This window comes from Gilliamella sp. Nev5-1 (assembly GCF_001690895.1).
GTDB lineage: Bacteria > Pseudomonadota > Gammaproteobacteria > Enterobacterales > Orbaceae > Gilliamella > Gilliamella apicola_C.
The window spans coordinates 22,383-41,376 of record NZ_LZHO01000093.1; the positions used below are offsets into that span (position 1 = coordinate 22,383).

The following is an 18,994-nucleotide window of genomic DNA, read 5'->3' on the forward strand; positions in this document are numbered from 1 at the left end:
ATGAAAGATAAGTCTGTAAGAATAATTGTCCGAAAAAAATCGGGGCACGGCGGCGGGCATCATGGCGGTTCGTGGAAAATCGCTTACGCCGACTTTATGACCGCAATGATGGCGCTATTTTTAGTTATGTGGCTAATTTCTACATCAACGCCCCAAGAATTAAAAGGTATTGCTGAATACTTTAGAACGCCCTTAATTCTTGGCTACAATGGCGGGAAAAATATTAGCGACAGTGAAAGCCCGATCCCTGGTGGTGGCGATGATGTGAGTAAACAAATCGGCGAAGAAAAAACCCATATGTTAAATGCATCACAAAATGAATATGAACAGCTACATATTGAAAGAAATCTACTTCTTGAAGCTGCACGTAAAATTTATGAAACGTTTGAGATAGATAATCGCCTTAAAAGCTTAGCGCCTAATCTTATTATTGAATTAACTGAGCTGGGATTACGGATTCAAATTTTAGCTTTCGATGATAAACCCATGTTTGGTATTGGTAGTACATCCATTGATCCCAATATGCAAGAAATTTTGCATGCACTAGCACCTATTATTAATTCATTACCGAATAAAATCACTTTATCTGGCCATACCGATGAGCGGCAATATATAACAGGGGATCGTGGTTATAGTAATTGGGAATTATCGGCGGATAGAGCCAATGCATCAAGAAGAGAACTCATTGCTGGTGGCTTAGATTCCAATAAGATTATTCGCATTATTGCGTTAGCTGATACAGTAAGCTTAAACAATCCTAACTACAGCAAAGATGCCAATCGTCGCATTAGTATCTTAATTTTGAATAAAAATGCCCAACAATATATTGAAAATGAAAATAACATGACAGGTACTGATTTTTTAAAACAATCAAAAACCATTATCGAGCAATAATCAAATAGTCAAATAATTTCAAAAATCAAAACACATTACCTTTTGGATAGTGAAATCAGACAAACTATCCATTAATGGGTTGAAAAAATCATTAAAGTTTTGAGAAATTGCGCCGATATAGAAAACAGCCCTTTCTTTTAATAATCACGTTATTAACTGAAACTATATATTATATTTAGGAGTTTTTATGACAAATTCATTGATGAATACGGGAATTAGTGGATTAAATGCAGCGCAAAATATGCTTAATGTGATAAGTAATAATATTAGTAATGCCCATACAATCGGTTACAATCGCCAACAGCAAGTTTTACGTCAAGCAAATGGAACTCAACATAGTTTTGGTTTTGTAGGTAATGGTGTTTCAGTATCATCCGTTAATCGCGCCTTTAACCATTTTGTTGTAGGACAGCTACGTCAATCACAATCGCAAGATGGATCGATTAAAGCTTATTATAATGAATTATCGAAGGTAGATAATTTATTAGCAGAAAATGATAATAGCATTTCATCACAACTCAATAACCTCTTTGCTAGCTTAAAGAAGCTTGCTTCAAATGCAGGTGATGCTGCTACAAAGCAAACCGTTATTAGCGATCTAACCTCATTGACGAATCAATTTAATAAAACAGAAAAAAACCTAAAAAATCAAATTGCCAATGTGAATACCGAATTAAGCAGTAATATTGATAAGGTTAATACTTATACTCAGCAAATTGCCGAACTTAATCAAAAGATTTCACACTTACAGGCGGTGGGAAATGGGCTTGAACCCAATGCATTGCTTGACCAACGCGATCAATTAGTTAATGAATTAAGCGAAATCGTTGGCATAACCGTTACTGAACAAAATGGGCAATATAACCTTTCACTTGCTAATGGCTTGAATTTAGTCCAAGGCTCTTCGATTAACCTATTATCGGTGCAACCATCGCAAGACGATCCTACATTAAATACCATTATTTATACGCATCATTCAGGAGCAACACAAGAACTGACTAGCCAAAATATTACATCAGGCACATTAAACGGATTATTAACTTTTCGTGACGGGCCATTAACTGAAGCTCGTAATCAATTAGGTTTAATTGCCTTAAATTTGGCGGAACGTTTTAATGAAGTGCATATGTCAGGCGTTGATATTAATGGTAATCAGGGTGAAAAGTTATTTGACTACAATCCCCCTAGTTGTATAACCAATATAAAAAATCAAGGTAATGCCTCGGCAAAAATCGAATTTAACTCAGTTTGCGACGTAAAAGCTTCTGATTATAAAATTGAATTTGATGGTGACAATTGGGTTGTTACCCGATTATCTGATCATAAACAAATCACACCAGAAATTGAAGATGGTAAGTTAATTTTTGATGGGCTTTGTATTGAGATCAATGGCAATGCAATGCCTGGTGACTCGTTTATGATAAAACCCGTTGCCGATATTGCCTCATCATTACAATTACAAATCAAAGACGTTAATAAACTCGCAACGGGTATTAATGATGAAGAAAATGGCGCAGGCGATAATCGTAATGTTGCCAAATTACTAGAAATTCAAAATGAAAAGCTGGTTAATGGTACAACAACCTTAAAAAGTGCTTACACAAGTTTAGTCAATTATATTGGCAGTGAAACCCAAACGGCTAAAATATCTGCCCAATCAAGCAAAAATATTACTCAGCAAATTTATGAACAAAATCAATCTATATCCGGAGTGAATATTGAAGAAGAATATATCTCTATGCAGGTATATATGCAGTATTACCAAGCTAATGCAAAAGTGATAGATGCGGCAACAACAATATTTGATACCATTTTAGGTTTAACTAAATGATAAAAGGATAAAAAATGCGCCTTAGTACAAACTCACTTTATCAAAAAAACTTACAAAGTATTTTAAATACCAATAGCCGATGGCAAAAATCTGGTTTGCATTTAGCCACGGGCAAAAAGATCTTATCGCCGTCTGATGATCCAATGGGCGCATCACAAACATTGATAATAAAACAAGCTCAAGCGCAAAATGAACAGTTTCAAGCAACCCGTGAAAGCGCCGATAAATTACTTAGCCGTCAAGAAACGATTTTAGCGGAAACCAATACCGTTATCCAAACAATTCAAGAAACATTGATTTATGCAGCAAACGAAACATTAAATGAAGAAAACAGATTAGATCTTGCCAACAAATTACAAGCTTTAAAAGATCAACTGTTATCATTAGCCAACTCAAAAGATACTAATGGCAACTACCTTTTTGCTGGCAAGAAAAACGACACCCCACCTTTTGTTGTAAACGAATCTGGCGAAGTGAGTTACGTAGGCGGCACAACATCGGTTAACGTTTTTATTGATGACTCACGAGAAATCGCACTCAGTTTTACAGGCATTGAAGTATTCATGACGGGAGCAAATGTTAAACAAGCTGATGGAACTCCCGCAGAAAGTAATATTTTTGCAAGCATAGATTATGCAATTGAAGCGTTAAAAATAGATTTAGACTATGACAATGAAGAGACTGTCCAACAATTTAGGGATGGATTATCAAAAGCGCGTCACGGCATAGACAATTCATTTAATAATATTTCAACACTGAGAGCAGAAGGTGGTTCGATATTGGCCGAAATTGATAGATTAACCGCACTAGGTAAAACATTAGATATTGAATTTCAAACTCAAATTAGCCAGCTTGAAGATGTTGACTGGTACGAAACAATCTCAGAATATGTCATGCTACAAGCTAATTTACAAGCGGCGCAATATACCTTTATGACCATGCAAAGTATGTCACTGTTTCAAATGAAATAAAGTGTAGAAAAACACCGAGTTGTTTACACTTCATAATTAAAATAATTCACTAAAAACGCATAAGGCATTTTATCAAAAATCGCTTTATGCGCTCACCTTATTATATTGATTATATCAAGCAGTTAATCTTCAACCCCTATCTTTGTAACCACTCAATATTTACGGATGATACCTCACGATTAAATGACATATTACACTTTTTACTTTCCCCTGGCTGTTTGAATGGATTTACTATTTATATAAGGATTTTATATAAACATTATCCCTCCTATTTTATTAGTGCAAAAATACAATCATTTTTTGTAAAAAATATTCAGGAATATATACCGTTTCAATATTAAATCATTTTAAATTTAATAGATTAATAAATTATTATTCATAAAGCATCGAATGGCTTACAGCCCTTATTCAGCCAAAGCATTAAATCGTTATCACTTACTGGTTTAACTAATATAACACATTAATATTAAACACTATTATTAACCAATCTTAGCCAAAAACAAGCCGTTAAAATCACGTTAATAGGTCAAATAAGTGCAGATTCATTACAAGGCATTTTGATAACTGAAGAACTAGCCGAAGCCATTTATTCGGTGATGCACAATAAAACGCTACCAGCCGATATCAAATTAGCTAAAATCTCTGCACTAATCAAAAGAGGCATCATGGATAGGATACTTATCACAATAAGTATTCACGGAAGCAAAAAAAATCTTACTGCATTAAAGAATGATCCGTCTCCCTCTAAAACCACGATGAGCCTGGAAAAGATAGATCGATATATTTCAGGTGAAGAACATTTCCCAAAACCGGGTATTGAAAATTCGCTCTCTGAGATACCAAGCAACATACCGAGCCAAAAAACAGAGTCATCCCCAGTACCCAATAGAGTGGAAACACAAAATCAGGTATTACCTGCTTCGCCTAATACGGTATCAAATATTGCTGATGAGATCCCCAGTTTAATGCCATACACAAAAGATACGCAATATAGCAAAATACTTTCAGCCCAAATTACTGATGATAACGGCGTAAAAAAAATGTTATCTGCTATATACCCACAAAAGTGGGAACTATTAAGTATGGAAAACAAAGCAAAAGCGGTACCGGGTGAATATTTTGATACAGTATTGAATAAAAATTTAACTAAAGGTAAAGAGCGCTCATCATTAAATGAAAAAAAGAGGGCAATTACCGACACAACCGATTTAGATTCAGGTACAAGAAAATCGAACACAAGTGAATCCGAAAGTAAAACTACGGTTTATACCAACCATGCAAATAAAAAGAAAGGTCAGAAAGAGTTAGAAGATGAGTTAAATGCTTTAAAAAATAGTGGAATGAAACCTAAAGATATCACAAAGCGTGTAGCTTTAGCTCAAACCCGTTGTGAGGTGGAAGGAATTGTTTCGCAAGCCAATTTTTATAATTTAGAAGTGCCATATTATAAAGAGTTAAAAAATGGTAGAGTGAAACTTGTTGAAGCGATCGATGCAACTTATTACCGATTTATTGATGCAGACGCATATATGACGTTATTGAAGAAGTCTTATCAAGATTCGAGTAGCTTATATCCTAATGTTACCCCAGCCTTTGCTGAAATGCATCCAATCACTGAACGATTAATTAGAGAATTTATTGATAATAATCAACAGTTTCGTATAATTGATGGCTTGCCGGGAATGCATGCTGAAGTGCTATCCACCAATAATGTATTTCAACAATTAGAGGCAAAAGGGAAAAATGTTGAAGAATATCTAGACAAAATTGAAGTGTATACCATTCGCTTAACCGAATATGAGCAAGGTAAAGCATTCCCGGCCTGCCGACACTGTAGTGGTATTCTATCCAAATCAAAAGGCATTCACATTCCAACCGGAAGGGTTGATGATTAAATAGAGTAAAAAATTAAGGAATCCATATTATGATAGTCAGAATAGAACTCAATCAACTAGAAAAGCGCAGTAATTACTACTTTTATAACGATACGCCATTTAATGGCGAAGCTTATGATCATCGTGACAATCAGCTTTATCAGGTATACGAAATCACCGATGGCGTTATTACAGGTAGTCGAGATTACGGCTTTTTTGAGGCTAACGGTCAGCCAAAAGTCGATTATGAATTGCTACATAGCGGTGACTTTGATTATGAAATGAATGATATTCCTTATACTTATCAAGGAAAACCTTTTACTGGTTTATTTTATGATTACTCTTCAGGATTCCTATTGGGTGAATCTCTATGCATTAACGGTTGGATTGTAAAAGATATTAGTTATTATCCTGATGGTACAGGACGGATAAGAAAGTACGAAGAAAAGCATATCGATATTACCGAAACAATCGGAGATAGAGAGTGGTTATTGGAGTGGGAAAATAATGCATATAAAAGGATTGAATCTCGCTATTTAGATTATGCAGGAACAGATCATTCAGGCAACATAAAATTATATTTCAACGAGCAAAAACAGATCAGTCGTGCAATTATTGAGGATGATTATGCTTATGTCTCACTATTAGTGCCTCGAGATGATTTAGGTCTTGATTTTAAAACCTTTGATGATTTATTGGCAAAACAAGATATATTTGCCGATAACCTATCTATCTGGTCAATTGAGGATTCATTATTTAACCAATGCTTAGATCGTGGGCTTTTAAATAAGGTTAAACAGCTTGAGTTATGCTATGCAAATATTGAGCTTTCAACCATTGCAAGATTAGCTGAATTACCATCTTTACAAACATTAAATTATCGAGAGATTTCAGTATATCAAACGAACCTCGTTTATGCTGAAAAACAAAACCAGCAATATCGAGCACAAGCGCTTGCCTTATTTGCCCTACAACAAAATAGCAATATCAAAATAACCTTTAATGACGGCAGAATTGATTATTTTCAGGCATTTTTACCGGATGATTTAAAACAACAGCTTACTTAACAGATTAAAAAATCATGATAGTCAGAATAATGGTTATATTGAACGATTTAATCGTACTTATCGCACTGAATTGCTCGATTTATATCTTTTTAACAACTTAGGATAAGCAAGGAGAATAACCGAAGATGGGTTAACGAATAACATTGAAAGACCACATAAGGCGTTAAATAATATGGCACCGATTGAATATAAAATACTAAAACAGGTAGCTTAATTTTCAATGTGAGTTGTGAACTAAGTTTGGGGTATTTACACTATCTTTTTCAAAATCTACAATTCAGAGGCGGGAGAAAATGAAAACAGCAGTGTACTTAACACTATCAAGTTATACAACTTAAGTGGAATTAGTTTTAAAATTAAAAAATCGGCAAAACATTAGTCTTTGTTTGCTAATAACCTATAATTTAAAAAAAGTTTATTAGAATTAAATAGAGTACTATAATAATTGGCAAAAGATAGTTTTTGGAGTATATCTTTTGTTAAAAAACAATGAAGTGCTAAACAAAACGGTAATCCCTATTAAAATTATTTCAACCGGTATTGCTTTACCGCCAAATAAACTTGATGCGGACGAATTAGATAAAAGGCTGAATAAACCTGCTGGTTATTCGCTTAAGCGTTCAGGTATCCTTTATCGCTATCACGCTGATCAGCAATTGAGTCAAGCCGATTTAGCCGCCCAAGCGATTAATGATGCTATAATGCGTTGTGATATAGACGCAAAATCGATTGACTTATTAATTTCAGCTTGTGCACTTCCTATCCAAGCCCTACCATATACCGCAACCCATATTCTAAAAGCCAGTTCACTTTCCAAAAATATTACCTGCTTTGATGTTAATGGCAGTTGTGTGAGCTTTATTTGTGCGTTACAAGTTGCTGCTGGGCTATTAAATTCTGGTGCTTATAAGCGAATCGCTATTGTTTCGGCAGATTTGGCTTCACGAGGGTTAGATTGGCAAGATGAAGAATCTTCATTTATCTTTGGTGATGGAGCTGCTTGTGCTATTGTCGAACAAGGTGATGGTCGCAGTGGTATTCTTTCTTGTTTGTTAGAGACTTATACCGATGGTATTGATCTATGTGAAATTCGCGGTGGAGGTAGCCACCGAAATCTTAGAACAGGGATGGATGAAACTGATTGCCTTTTCCATATGCAGGGTAAGCCGTTATTTAAACTGGTATCATCGTTAATTGAGCCATATTTAGCTCGCTTATTAAATCGAGCTGGTTTAACTCTTGCCGATATTGCCACGGTTATTCCTCATCAAGCTAGCCATTTGTCTTTGGAACATATGCGTAAACGACTTAATGTTTCAAGTGACGTGCTAATTGATATCTACCGCTTTCGCGGTAATCAAGTGGCCGCTTCGATACCTAGTGCATTGCATGAAGCAATAATAACTAAACGATTTAATTCTGGTAAACCTGCCATGTTAATAGGTACTGCTGCTGGGGTTACTTTAGGGGGAATGATTTTATTGCCATGAGATTTTTAGTTACTGGTGCGACCAGTGGTTTAGGTCGTAATGCAGTTGAGTGGTTGCTTAAACAAGGTCATCAAGTGCATGCAACAGGGCGCAATAATGAGGTGGGGAAGCAACTTGTTGCGCTAGGTGCTACGTTTACTCAGCTTGATTTAGTCACGGCGAGCAAAATGGATTATCACCAATTATTGAGAGATTGTGATATAGTTTGGCATTGTGCTGCGTTATCATCCCCTTGGGGTAACTATGAATGGTTTTATCAGGCTAATGTTTTAGTGACCTCACAATTAGCCGATATTGCAGGTCAACTTGGGATTAAGCGCTTTATTCATGTATCCACACCATCGATCTATTTTGATTTTAAATCCCACCATCATATTTCTGAAGAATATCAAGCTAAACGCTTTGCTAATCATTATGCTGATACCAAATATCAAGCCGAACAGCATATTCAAACATGTGTTACACGCTATCTTGAAACCATTTACCTAATATTAAGGCCAAGAGGTATATTTGGGCCACATGATCGTGTGATTATTCCTCGTATGCTCGCGTTATTAAAACGTACTGATGGTATATTATATTTACCAGCAGGAGGACAAGCTTATTTGGATCTCACCTTTGTGTTAAATGTAGTTTATGCTTTATTTTTGGCCTCAACTCAACAGAAAATATTGTCGGGTGAAGCCTTTAATATTACTAATCAACAACCATGTCAGCTTAATCAATTATTAAAGGCGTTGTTAACTGATCAATTGCAACTCAATTATAAAATTCGCTCACTCCCTTATCCACTACTTTACGGTATCGCTACTGTGCTTGAGGGGGTATCGGCTTTAACTCATAAAGAACCACTACTAACGCGTTATAGCGTTGGTACATTATATTTTGATATGACTTTAAGCCAACAGCAGGCGATTAAACGTCTAGGTTATCAACCTTTATATGATCTTAATGAAAGCATTGTGCTGACAGCGCGCTGGTTGCAGGAAAGTGGAATGGTATAAGATGGCAAAAATAATCCCATTTAAAGCTGGATACTGTACTCATATTGCGTGTATGGTTATGCGGGGGGCTGGATTTCATGTTTGCCAGTTTCCGGCACGTGCTTGGCTAATTGAGGTTGATGGCTATCGCTGGTTGTGGGATACTGGATATGCTGATTATTTTCAACAATATACCCAATCTGGCATATTCAAACTTTATCAAAAAACCACCCCAGTTTATCTAAAGCAAGACGAATCATTAAAAGCGCAATTTGTGACTTTGGGTATTGATCTTGCCAGTATACAAAATGTGATTATCTCACATTTTCATGGTGATCATATTGCGGGATTGAAAGATTTTATTCACAGTCGTTTTATTTGTTCCCAAAAAGGTTGGCAAACGGTCAAACCGCTACATGGCTTTTTTGCCCTTAAGCAAGGTTTTGTTCCCGATCTTGTTCCTGATGATTTTGAACAGCGTGTTAGTTTTTTAGAACAATTTGAGTGTTGCACTTTAGCACCTGAATTATCTCCTTTTACGCATGGCTATATTTTACCTAATAGCAAAAGGCAGGTAATTTTAGTGCCTTTACCTGGTCATGCAGTTGGTCACATTGGCGCATTTATCTTGACTGATGAGGGGTGGACACTTTTGGCTAGCGATGCTGCATGGGTTAAAGCTAATTATAAAGAGTTAAAAAAGCCGTCTCGTTTGGCGCAACTCATTATGGACGATCCACGTGCCTATCATCAAACCCTTAATCAACTACACCAACTTTCTTATCAACCTAATGTTACCATTTATTTAAGCCATGAGGATGAACAATGAGGCTACTAAAAATACTTTGGTATTATTGGCGCACCAAACGCTTAACATTTAGCTGCCGAGCTGATCTTGAAGCATATCAACGTAAACAATTAGAAAAATTTAAACAGCGTGTATTAAGCAAAAGCCCTTACTTTAGTCGATTTATTGAACAACCCTTTGATACTTGGCCACTGATGAACAAACAATTGATGATGGCGAATTTTGATCAAATGAATACCGCAAATCTTAATAGCCAAGCGTTATTGGCATTAGCCCAACAAAGCGAGCAAAAGCGCGATTTTAGCGCCAAAATGGGTAAGTTTAGTGTGGGATTATCTTCAGGAACTTCAGGGCAACGAGGGATTTTTGTGGTTAGTCCAAAAGAACAACAAATTTGGGCTGGAGGCATGCTGGCAAAAATGTTGCCACGCGGGCTATGGAAAGAAGAACGTGTTGCACTGTTTTTAAGAGCTGATAATCATCTTTATCATAGTACTAATAGTCATCGATTGACCTTTCGTTTTTACGGGTTGTTTGATAATTTTCAACAACAGATCCAATCGCTGGATGACTATCAACCAACTATTATTATTGCCCCTGCACAGGTACTGCGCGCTCTTGCAACCGAAAAACTCAACGACAAGTTAACTGTCAATCCTATTTTAGTCATATCTGTCGCAGAAGTGCTCGAAGAACAAGATAAAAAACTTATCAAACAAGCGTTTAATCAGCTCGCTGAAGTTTATCAAGCCACCGAAGGATTTCTTGCTGCAACCTGTCCACTAGGCACTTTGCATTTAAATGAAGAGTTTATCTATATTGAACCTCATTGGTTAGATGAAGATCGTTTTATGCCAATTATCACCGATTTTACTCGTCAAACGCAGCCTATCGTACGTTATCAATTAGATGATATTTTAGTTCGTAGCCAAACGCCATGCCAATGTGGCTGGCAAGGAATGGCGATTTCACATATTGAAGGACGATGTGATGATCAGCTTGTATTAACAGATCAACATGGGAAACCATTAACCATTTTTGCTGATTATTGCAGTCGAGTAATAGCCAATACCTTACCGCTAACCTGTGATTACCGCCTGATTCAGCACAACGATCAATGTATTGAACTCATTGGCAGTTGCTCAAAAGAACAGTTAAGCCAGTGTCAGCAGGCATTAACGGCTCATTTTATTCAACAAGGTGCCAAGGTTGACGCGCTAATCTGGAAGCTTACGCCAGTTGTTACACTACCCAAAGACTTTGCACAAAAAAGACGGCGGATCATTCGTGAGCGAGGTAGCCAATGAAGTTAATAAAGCCTTGTCTTATGCGATTAGCTTATTTATTGCTCGGATGGCTTAGTGTGGGGGTATTTTACCGTAGTGCGGGTGAGCTACAAGGCGAGCCGACATTACTTACCCCTTCGATAATTGACCAATCGATTGCCTTTACACCTCATGCTATTTGGTTTTATCTTTCGTTCTTTTTGATCATCCCAATTTGTTTTTTAGTCGCTCCTTATCATCGCTTACTTTGGATGTCTATCTGTTTTATATTAAGTGGCTTTCTTGCAGGGATTTGTTACCTTATTTTTCCGACCTCGATGGATTTTCCTGTCGATACTGGTACTTCAATCAGTTCTTGGCTATTAGCTAAACTGATTGATATTGATGTTCCTGTTAACTGCTTTCCTTCGTTACATATTACTTTAACCTTGCTTGCAATTTGGGGGAGTTTAGATAAGTGTCATCCTCAGCGTAATATATTATTGGTATTGTGGGGCATTGCAATTGCTTTTTCAATTATCCAACTTAGGCGGCACTTGTTTGTTGATTTTCTTGGTGGGATCGCATTAGCGTTGATGGTGGGATATGGTGTGCGTTACGGATCTTCTTATTTAATTAAACAAAATTTAGAACAATAGGAATCTTATTATGTTGGATTTAGTTTTACCTTTTGTGATAATGTTAATCTTGATTGTTGCAGAAGCTTTCGTTTTACAATATATAAAAAAAGTAACCGTTAACTGGTCTGATATTATTTTTAATTTAAACTCAGGGCATTTAATGCTTTGGTTGTTTCGTGGGCTTGAATTAGTCTGCTACCATTTTGTTTATACGCATTTTAGCTTTAATCTGTTTATCCATGTGCCGATCATTTTAACTTGGATATTTACCTTATTGGCTTGGGATTTTGGTTTTTATTGGGAACACCGTTTACATCATAAAATACCACTATTGTGGGCAATTCACATGGTGCATCATCAAGGCGAACATTTTAATTTATCTTTAGCTATCCGTAATTCGTGGTATTCATCGCTTACTTCAATCCCATTTTTTGCCTTATTAGCTATTGCAGGTGTTCCAACACCAATTTTTATTGCCGTGTCGATCTTTCATTATTCGATTCAATTTTTTAATCACAATGCTGTTACCCCACAATTAGGTATATTAGAAAAGATTTTGGTTACTCCAACGCATCATAAAGTCCATCATCTTAAAGACTATTATTATGCTAATCATAATTTTTCAGGGTCATTTATATTCTGGGATAAGTTTTTCGGTACGTTTGAAACAACGCCTGTCGATAAAACGATTACCTATGGTAGCCATGGCATTATGTCACAAAACCCTTTTTGGGCTAGCATGTTACCTTTTATGGCATTATTCAACATTCCTTATTCCCCTAGTTTATCCCGTTATCGCTTACCGCATGGTTTATTAGTGAGTGGTGGCTTATTTCTATTTGGCTTGGTATTAAGCTACGTCTATGATTATGGCTACGGTTACCATAATGTTACCATGACGCAGTATCTATTATTTGGCTGTTTGGTATTGGGTAGTATTGCCTTAGGAGGCATGGCGGAAGGCAAACACTGGGGAATAGTTAGTTGGTTTGTCTTGTGCTGGTTGATCCCTCTATTTTTTGCCATCTTTTGGCAATGGCCACCATTTTACTGGCTATTATTTGCAGGCTTGATGACAATACATGGCTCAATCACTTATGTTACGTGGCTTATAGGAAAATATCATGCCAACTAAACCATCACCTAAGTTGCACTACACCAATAATGATGAACCATTTCATCAAGAATTAATGGCAGAAGCTGAAGCTTATTTGGCTCAAAAAGGCGATCATCGTTTTGCTAATAGCTCATTATTGTTTAAGAATTTCTTATTATTATTCCTTTGTGCTGTATGTTATTTCTTCAGCTTACATCAAGTGACTATCGGGTTATTTGCGCTTTATTATTTTGGTTTTGTTATGTCAGCCATGCTAGCCAATATTAATGCACAACATGATGCTTGCCATAATGTTTTTTTTCGAACTCGACTAGCAAATCGCATTTTTGGGCGATTGGTGACATTACCTTTGGGTATTGATCCACATTATTGGCAAGTTAGGCATGTTGATTATCATCATATTTATCCTAATATCGACAAATACGATCTTGATATGGAAGAGAATGGTGTCTTTCGCCAATCGCCATTTCAAAAATGGTACCCACACATGCGATTTCAGTCGTTTTATTGGCCTTTTATTGCTGGGTTATCATTACCTTATATTGCCTGGGTATTTGATTGGTCTGATCAATTAGGTAAAACTGCGCTAGCATCAGACAAAAAAAACTTAACCAGTCTCACAGGATGGGGGTTATTTTTAGGTAGCAAAATTTTGCATTTCATCATAGCCCTAATGCTACCGATACTTATTTTATCTTCGGCGGATATTAGCTGGTATGGTGTACTATCGGTTTATCTTATCACACAAATGCTTTCATCTTTAATTGTTGTATGCTTACTCTTAGGGACACATTGGGTCGATCCTGCATTTTATACAGCACCCAAAGATGGCAAAATAGAGCATGGTTGGTATTACCAGCAATTTACTACCTGTTGTGACTGGTACCCATCCCCCAAAATATTTAACGAATTATTAGGTGGGGTAAATTTACATCTTACTCATCATCTGTTTCCTGGGTGGAGCCATCGCCACTATCCAGCATTAATGCTAATTGTTGAACGATTAGCACAAAAGTATCAATTACCTTATCGCAGGTTAGGCTATCTTGAGTTACTCACTCAACAGCAACAATTTATCCGTAAAATGGCACAAAATCCGAATAAACAAACTTCCTATTCAGAGTCAGACTAATGCAAAAGCCACAATCACAGCCGCAACCACAATCACAACATCCCACACTACGGTTTAGTAATGAGCAAGATATATTATTGCGAGAAGCATTAAATACGGCAGCAAAAGATTATTTACTTTCCCAAAATGATCATCGTTATGCAAATAGTGGCATGTATTTAAAGTTAGGTTTACTCTTAGTTCTGTGTATAGGATTTTACTGTTGCGCGCTTTTTCAACAATCAGCATATCTATTCTCTCTTTGCTATTTTATGTTTAGTTCGCTCGCCCTACTATTAGCGGTTAATGTGGTGCATGACGCATCACATAATGTATTTTTTAAATCAAGCAACGCAAATACTTGGCTTAATCGACTAATTACCATTCCACTTGGGATTGATCCAGAATGCTGGCGTATTCGTCATGTTGTGCAGCATCATCCTTTTACTAATATTGAACATTATGATCTAGATATTGAGTATAATGGCGTGCTTAGGCAAACACCTTTCCAAGTGCACCATTGGTTTATGCGTTATCAGCATTATTACTGGCCATTAGTGGCAGGAATGACCTTTCCTGCAATTATTTGGTGGTTTGATTGGCAAGATCGGTTAGGCTTAAATTTTAATAAAAACAAATTTACCCATCATGGCATAGTTGGTTGGTTTGCCTTTTTGGTTATTAAGGCTTTACATGTTAGTTTGGCTATTGTTATTCCAATATATATTTGTCCTCAATTTAGTTTATGGTTTATTCTCATTGTCTATGGTTTAAGTCAATTTTTTGCTTCACTGATTTTTGTCATACTGATTCTTGGCACCCACTGGGCAAAAGCGACTTTTTATCAAGCGCCCGAACTTGGTCTTATGCCACATGGTTCGATACAACATGTATTTAATACTACGCTTAATTGGCGATTAAAGTTTCCCATTTTAGAATATTGGTTAGGTGGATTAAATTTACATCTAACTCACCATATATATCCTGGTTTCAGCCATCGTCACTATCAACACCTGACGAAAATTATTCAACAAATTGCCAAGCAACATCAGATTGATTATCACGAAATTACTTTGTATGAACTATTTGTACAACAGCAAGTCTTTTTAAAAAAAATGGGAAAAGCACAGCGGATGGATTGATTGTAACTTTACATAAACATTTGATTTTATTATTAAAATGCCAAAATAAAAACTTCAATAAAATCAATGGGTTTTCTGACTGATTTTTAAACGGAAAATAAACTTATTTTGTAAATTATGTTGTTTTAGGTGTTTTAGCATTTGTTGTTATCAATAACTTTTTTTACCAGCAAAATTTAAAATACTCAAAATACAGCTATTTTAACCTATCCTAATACTAGAAAAATCACGAAAATACAAAAGAACAAATCGGCTTCTTTTTTCTATTTTTTTACAAAAAAGCACCCAAAGCACTAGCCAAGATTTTTTTTTGCAGTTATACTTTTATCGATTAAAAAAGCTCATCAAGTGAGCAGATGATTCTAAAAAAGTGAAAGAAAACAAAAATTTAATTGACGGGCGGTACAAAATGCAGTATCATCTTTGGCATCAGGCATCAGGCATCAGGCATGTCAGTTTTATGTCTTAAATCTCTCAAATAATCACAAAATCCGAGTTTTTAAACCTAACTCATTTAGGTTACCAAACCTTACGACTAAAGCGACGTCGTTTTTCACAAGCTTGAAGCCTAAGCTAACTAAAAAAACAACATTGGTTTTATTTTCACAATTGGCAATTTCTAGCTATGCTCATTCGGCACTTAGTGCGACCACAACTCATGTTATTATAGGCAATGCGCCTGAGGTTGTAGCGTTATCCAGTGCAGATAAGCAAGGTTTTACGGTGAATGGTATTTTTTATAGTGAAGCCAGTGGTAATATAAAAGCGAGTGAAATTAAAGAGTTTGACGGCAATTTAACGTTTAATGATTTTACTATTTCAAAATATGATTCCAAGAATTTGGATAAAGTGAAAAATTACCGTGATATTGATGGCGATAATGCCGATCCAAGCGCTCCTTTTAAATTAGAAACGACCTATTATTGGTGGTATGACAATACAGGAAAACGGATAGAGGGTGATGATAAGAAAAAAATCATAGGTTGTGGCAGTGGTTATGCAATGCCATTAAAACTCATCATTAAAACTAATGTCAAAACGTATTCAGCGTATGGGATCCCAAAAGAAAGTGAACCTATTGCTCTAGCCAAAACGTATCAGATAGCGCCCATATCACAAATTTGTTATGCAAAACCAAATTCCACAATTGTTCACCCAGAATATCAATGGATTGGAATGGATTTAGCAACTGGCGCCTATTATTTTAATCGGCCCGAATATTCCAGTAGACATCCACTTGTGGGTGGTGGTTATACTCAGGATTATGTACCAAATTATGGTTTTAAAGCAAAACCTACAGTTTCATTAAGCACTTTCCCAACAACAGGGTTTCCAGGTGCAAAATTTCAGTTAGTTATGACGGGGGCTCAAACCGACTATCGTTACCAAGTGGTGAGTAATTCAGGTGGAGCCGTTTCTATTGATCAAGATGGTATAGTAAAACTGAATAATAAGCCTTCGGGGCGTGTTACAGTAAGAGCGATCTTAAAAAGAGATACATCAGTCATTCATGATTATCATTTTAGCCCAACTTCTATTTGGGGGGTGCCACAAAATTTTAGCGGAGAATTTGAGGCTGTGAAACAACACTGTGGAGGATTACAAAATATGTTGAGTCGTGCTCAATTAACTAATTCTCCTCGATATGATGGTGATACCGCAAAATTAGGTTTTGATGAACTTACTCGTTCTAATAGTTATACCCGAGCAATAGGTGATTCAATTTTTAGTGAGTGGGGATGGACGACAAAATCGTCTTATCCTGATTCAGAATGGCAAGAATATTATGCACCGCCTAATTTTACCTCTAGATACTGGACCTCTGATTCACAGGTAGTTGACGGAAAGCTAATTTCCCATGTTGTACATAATCATGATGGTTTTATTGCTATGATTGAGGATTATTGGAAAGGTTATGCCGTTTGTAAAGAATAAAAACATTTTGAATATGATATAAATAGAATGATATGTAGAATGTTTCGCTAACAGTGAAAGTGAAAGAAAAGCTAAAATTCCAACGCAATTATGGCGGTGTGCTGTTGTTCCATGAAGAATTTTTTTGCACGCTAATAATCAATCAACATATATTTTAACGTAAATACTTAAGCATAAATAAAAACTAAAATTTTATGATGCTAAGGATGCGCTAAAAATAGGTTGATTTTGGTGTATGCATTTCTTTATGCGAGTATAAGCAAGCGTTTGTTAGAAGTTGAAAAAAGCCGGTTTGGGCTATTAGCTTGTTGGCAATTTTAACTTAATAATTTATGAAAAATAGTTATATCGACATACCACGAAGGACGCTTAGTGAACGCAGCGGAAAAATGAGGTAATTAGCTTGTTGGTAGCGCACGATCATTCGAAGTTAATAAAGAATACTAGAAAAGCAACTAATGTTTATTTATGATTGATTATAAATATAGCTAATCTTGGTAATAGGGGATCTTTTCGAAAAGAACTGATTTTGGCTTTATCGGAAGTTGAAACAATAGGTTACATCGGGCTTGATATTTTTTTATAAAATAAATAGCGGTTATCCAAAAAGTGCACACTGTGCACTTTTTGATTGATGGTAAAGAGTAACAGTTGGTTACTCTTTATAGTAGCAGGCAGATTACTTAATAACTTTAGCAACCACACCAGCACCAACAGTACGACCACCTTCACGAATCGCAAAACGTAAACCTTCAGCCATCGCGATAGGGTGAATTAATGATACTGTCATTTTGATGTTATCACCAGGCATTACCATTTCTACGCCTTCTGGTAATTCAATCGTACCTGTTACGTCAGTTGTACGGAAGTAGAACTGTGGACGGTAACCTTTGAAGAATGGAGTATGACGACCACCTTCATCTTTACTTAAGATATACACTTCTGATTCAAAATCAGTATGTGGAGTGATTGAACCTGGTTTTGCAAGTACTTGACCACGTTCGATTTCTTCACGTTTTGTACCACGTAGTAATACACCAACGTTTTCACCCGCACGACCTTCGTCAAGTAATTTACGGAACATTTCAACACCAGTACAAGTGGTTTTAGTTGTTGGTTTGATACCCACGATTTCAACTTCTTCACCCACTTTGATTACACCGCGTTCAACACGACCAGTTACTACTGTACCACGACCTGAAATTGAGAATACGTCTTCAATTGGTAATAGGAATGGTTTATCAATATCACGCTCTGGCTCTGGAATATAGCTGTCTAATGCTTCAGCTAATTCAACAATTTTGTCTTCCCATGCTGCTTCGCCTTCTAATGCTTTAAGCGCTGAACCACGGATTACTGGTGTGTCATCACCTGGGAAATCGTATTGAGATAGAAGTTCACGGACTTCCATTTCAACTAATTCTAATAACTCTTCGTCATCAACCATATCACATTTGTTTAAAAATACGATGATGTAAGGAACACCTACTTGACGACCTAAAAGGATGTGCTCACGAGTTTGTGGCATAGGACCATCAGTTGCCGCTACGACTAAGATAGCACCGTCCATTTGTGCCGCACCAGTGATCATGTTTTTAACATAGTCAGCATGGCCTGGGCAGTCTACGTGCGCATAGTGGCGAGTTGGTGTATCGTATTCAACGTGTGAAGTATTGATGGTGATACCACGTGCTTTTTCTTCTGGTGCGTTATCGATTTGATCGAATGCACGAGCTTGACCGCCGTATTTTTTAGCAAGAACAGAAGTAATTGCTGCAGTTAAAGTTGTTTTACCATGGTCAACGTGGCCGATTGTACCAACGTTAACGTGGGGTTTTGTACGTTCAAATTTTTCTTTAGACATC

The 18,994-nt window shown here is 36.4% G+C and carries 15 protein-coding genes and 1 pseudogene; 15 read left to right on the top strand and 1 reads right to left on the bottom strand.

The annotated features are described in order from the left end of the window. The 15 genes and pseudogenes from motB to A9G41_RS13280 all read left to right on the top strand — a co-directional run bounded on the left by motB (window position 1) and on the right by A9G41_RS13280 (window position 17,129). On the top strand, window positions 1-894 hold the full coding sequence (gene motB / locus A9G41_RS13215) for a flagellar motor protein MotB (RefSeq protein ID WP_065588712.1): 894 nt from the start codon (window positions 1-3) through the stop codon (window positions 892-894). Between the two features lie 187 nt (window positions 895-1,081). Next, window positions 1,082-2,725: a flagellar hook-associated protein FlgK gene (gene flgK, locus A9G41_RS13220; protein WP_075539798.1), complete on the top strand. Its 1,644-nt coding sequence runs from the start codon at window positions 1,082-1,084 to the stop codon at window positions 2,723-2,725. A gap of 14 nt (window positions 2,726-2,739) precedes the next feature. Further along, complete coding sequence (gene flgL, locus A9G41_RS13225) at window positions 2,740-3,696, top strand: flagellar hook-associated protein FlgL (protein ID WP_075539799.1); 957 nt, start codon at window positions 2,740-2,742, stop codon at window positions 3,694-3,696. 557 nt (window positions 3,697-4,253) lie between these two features. Then, entirely contained in the window at window positions 4,254-5,591 is a 1,338-nt protein-coding gene (locus A9G41_RS13230; RefSeq protein ID WP_075539800.1) for a YwqJ-related putative deaminase, read from the top strand. 29 nt (window positions 5,592-5,620) lie between these two features. Next, a complete protein-coding gene (locus tag A9G41_RS13235; RefSeq protein ID WP_065582090.1) occupies window positions 5,621-6,637 on the top strand; it encodes a hypothetical protein in 1,017 nt (338 codons plus the stop codon). A gap of 19 nt (window positions 6,638-6,656) precedes the next feature. Continuing rightward, window positions 6,657-6,851: pseudogene (locus A9G41_RS14815) on the top strand (integrase core domain-containing protein); the annotation flags it as partial. Between the two features lie 262 nt (window positions 6,852-7,113). Further along, window positions 7,114-8,127 carry a 3-oxoacyl-[acyl-carrier-protein] synthase III C-terminal domain-containing protein gene (locus A9G41_RS13240; RefSeq protein WP_218837713.1) on the top strand — a complete coding sequence of 338 codons (1,014 nt, stop codon included), beginning with the start codon at window positions 7,114-7,116 and terminating at the stop codon, window positions 8,125-8,127. Next, the gene (locus A9G41_RS13245; protein WP_075539801.1) at window positions 8,124-9,131 is read left to right on the top strand and encodes an NAD-dependent epimerase/dehydratase family protein; all 1,008 of its coding nucleotides are present in this window, start codon (window positions 8,124-8,126) and stop codon (window positions 9,129-9,131) included. The genes A9G41_RS13240 and A9G41_RS13245 overlap by 4 nt, the downstream gene beginning before the upstream one ends. Window position 9,132: 1 nt before the next feature. Next, complete coding sequence (locus A9G41_RS13250; RefSeq protein ID WP_065652607.1) at window positions 9,133-9,939, top strand: MBL fold metallo-hydrolase; 807 nt, start codon at window positions 9,133-9,135, stop codon at window positions 9,937-9,939. Beyond that, complete coding sequence (locus tag A9G41_RS13255; protein ID WP_065582087.1) at window positions 9,936-11,225, top strand: F390 synthetase-related protein; 1,290 nt, start codon at window positions 9,936-9,938, stop codon at window positions 11,223-11,225. The genes A9G41_RS13250 and A9G41_RS13255 overlap by 4 nt, the downstream gene beginning before the upstream one ends. Beyond that, window positions 11,222-11,842, top strand: a complete 621-nt coding sequence (locus A9G41_RS13260; RefSeq protein WP_218837714.1) for a phosphatase PAP2 family protein — start codon at window positions 11,222-11,224, stop codon at window positions 11,840-11,842. Before A9G41_RS13255 ends, A9G41_RS13260 begins: the two co-directional genes overlap by 4 nt. Window positions 11,843-11,852: 10 nt before the next feature. Then, the gene (locus A9G41_RS13265) at window positions 11,853-12,959 is read left to right on the top strand and encodes a sterol desaturase family protein (RefSeq protein ID WP_075539802.1); all 1,107 of its coding nucleotides are present in this window, start codon (window positions 11,853-11,855) and stop codon (window positions 12,957-12,959) included. After that, entirely contained in the window at window positions 12,949-14,073 is a 1,125-nt protein-coding gene (locus A9G41_RS13270) for a fatty acid desaturase family protein (protein ID WP_065582085.1), read from the top strand. The genes A9G41_RS13265 and A9G41_RS13270 overlap by 11 nt, the downstream gene beginning before the upstream one ends. Beyond that, window positions 14,073-15,194, top strand: a complete 1,122-nt coding sequence (locus tag A9G41_RS13275; RefSeq protein WP_065582084.1) for a fatty acid desaturase family protein — start codon at window positions 14,073-14,075, stop codon at window positions 15,192-15,194. The genes A9G41_RS13270 and A9G41_RS13275 overlap by 1 nt, the downstream gene beginning before the upstream one ends. Window positions 15,195-15,803: 609 nt before the next feature. After that, window positions 15,804-17,129, top strand: coding sequence for a hypothetical protein (locus tag A9G41_RS13280; protein ID WP_179854702.1), 1,326 nt, complete (start codon window positions 15,804-15,806; stop codon window positions 17,127-17,129). A 679-nt stretch (window positions 17,130-17,808) separates the two neighbouring features. On the opposite strand, the gene tuf is transcribed toward A9G41_RS13280, so the two are convergent. Continuing rightward, entirely contained in the window at window positions 17,809-18,993 is a 1,185-nt protein-coding gene (tuf, locus tag A9G41_RS13285; protein ID WP_065582082.1) for an elongation factor Tu, read from the bottom strand. Window position 18,994 lies beyond the last annotated feature (1 nt).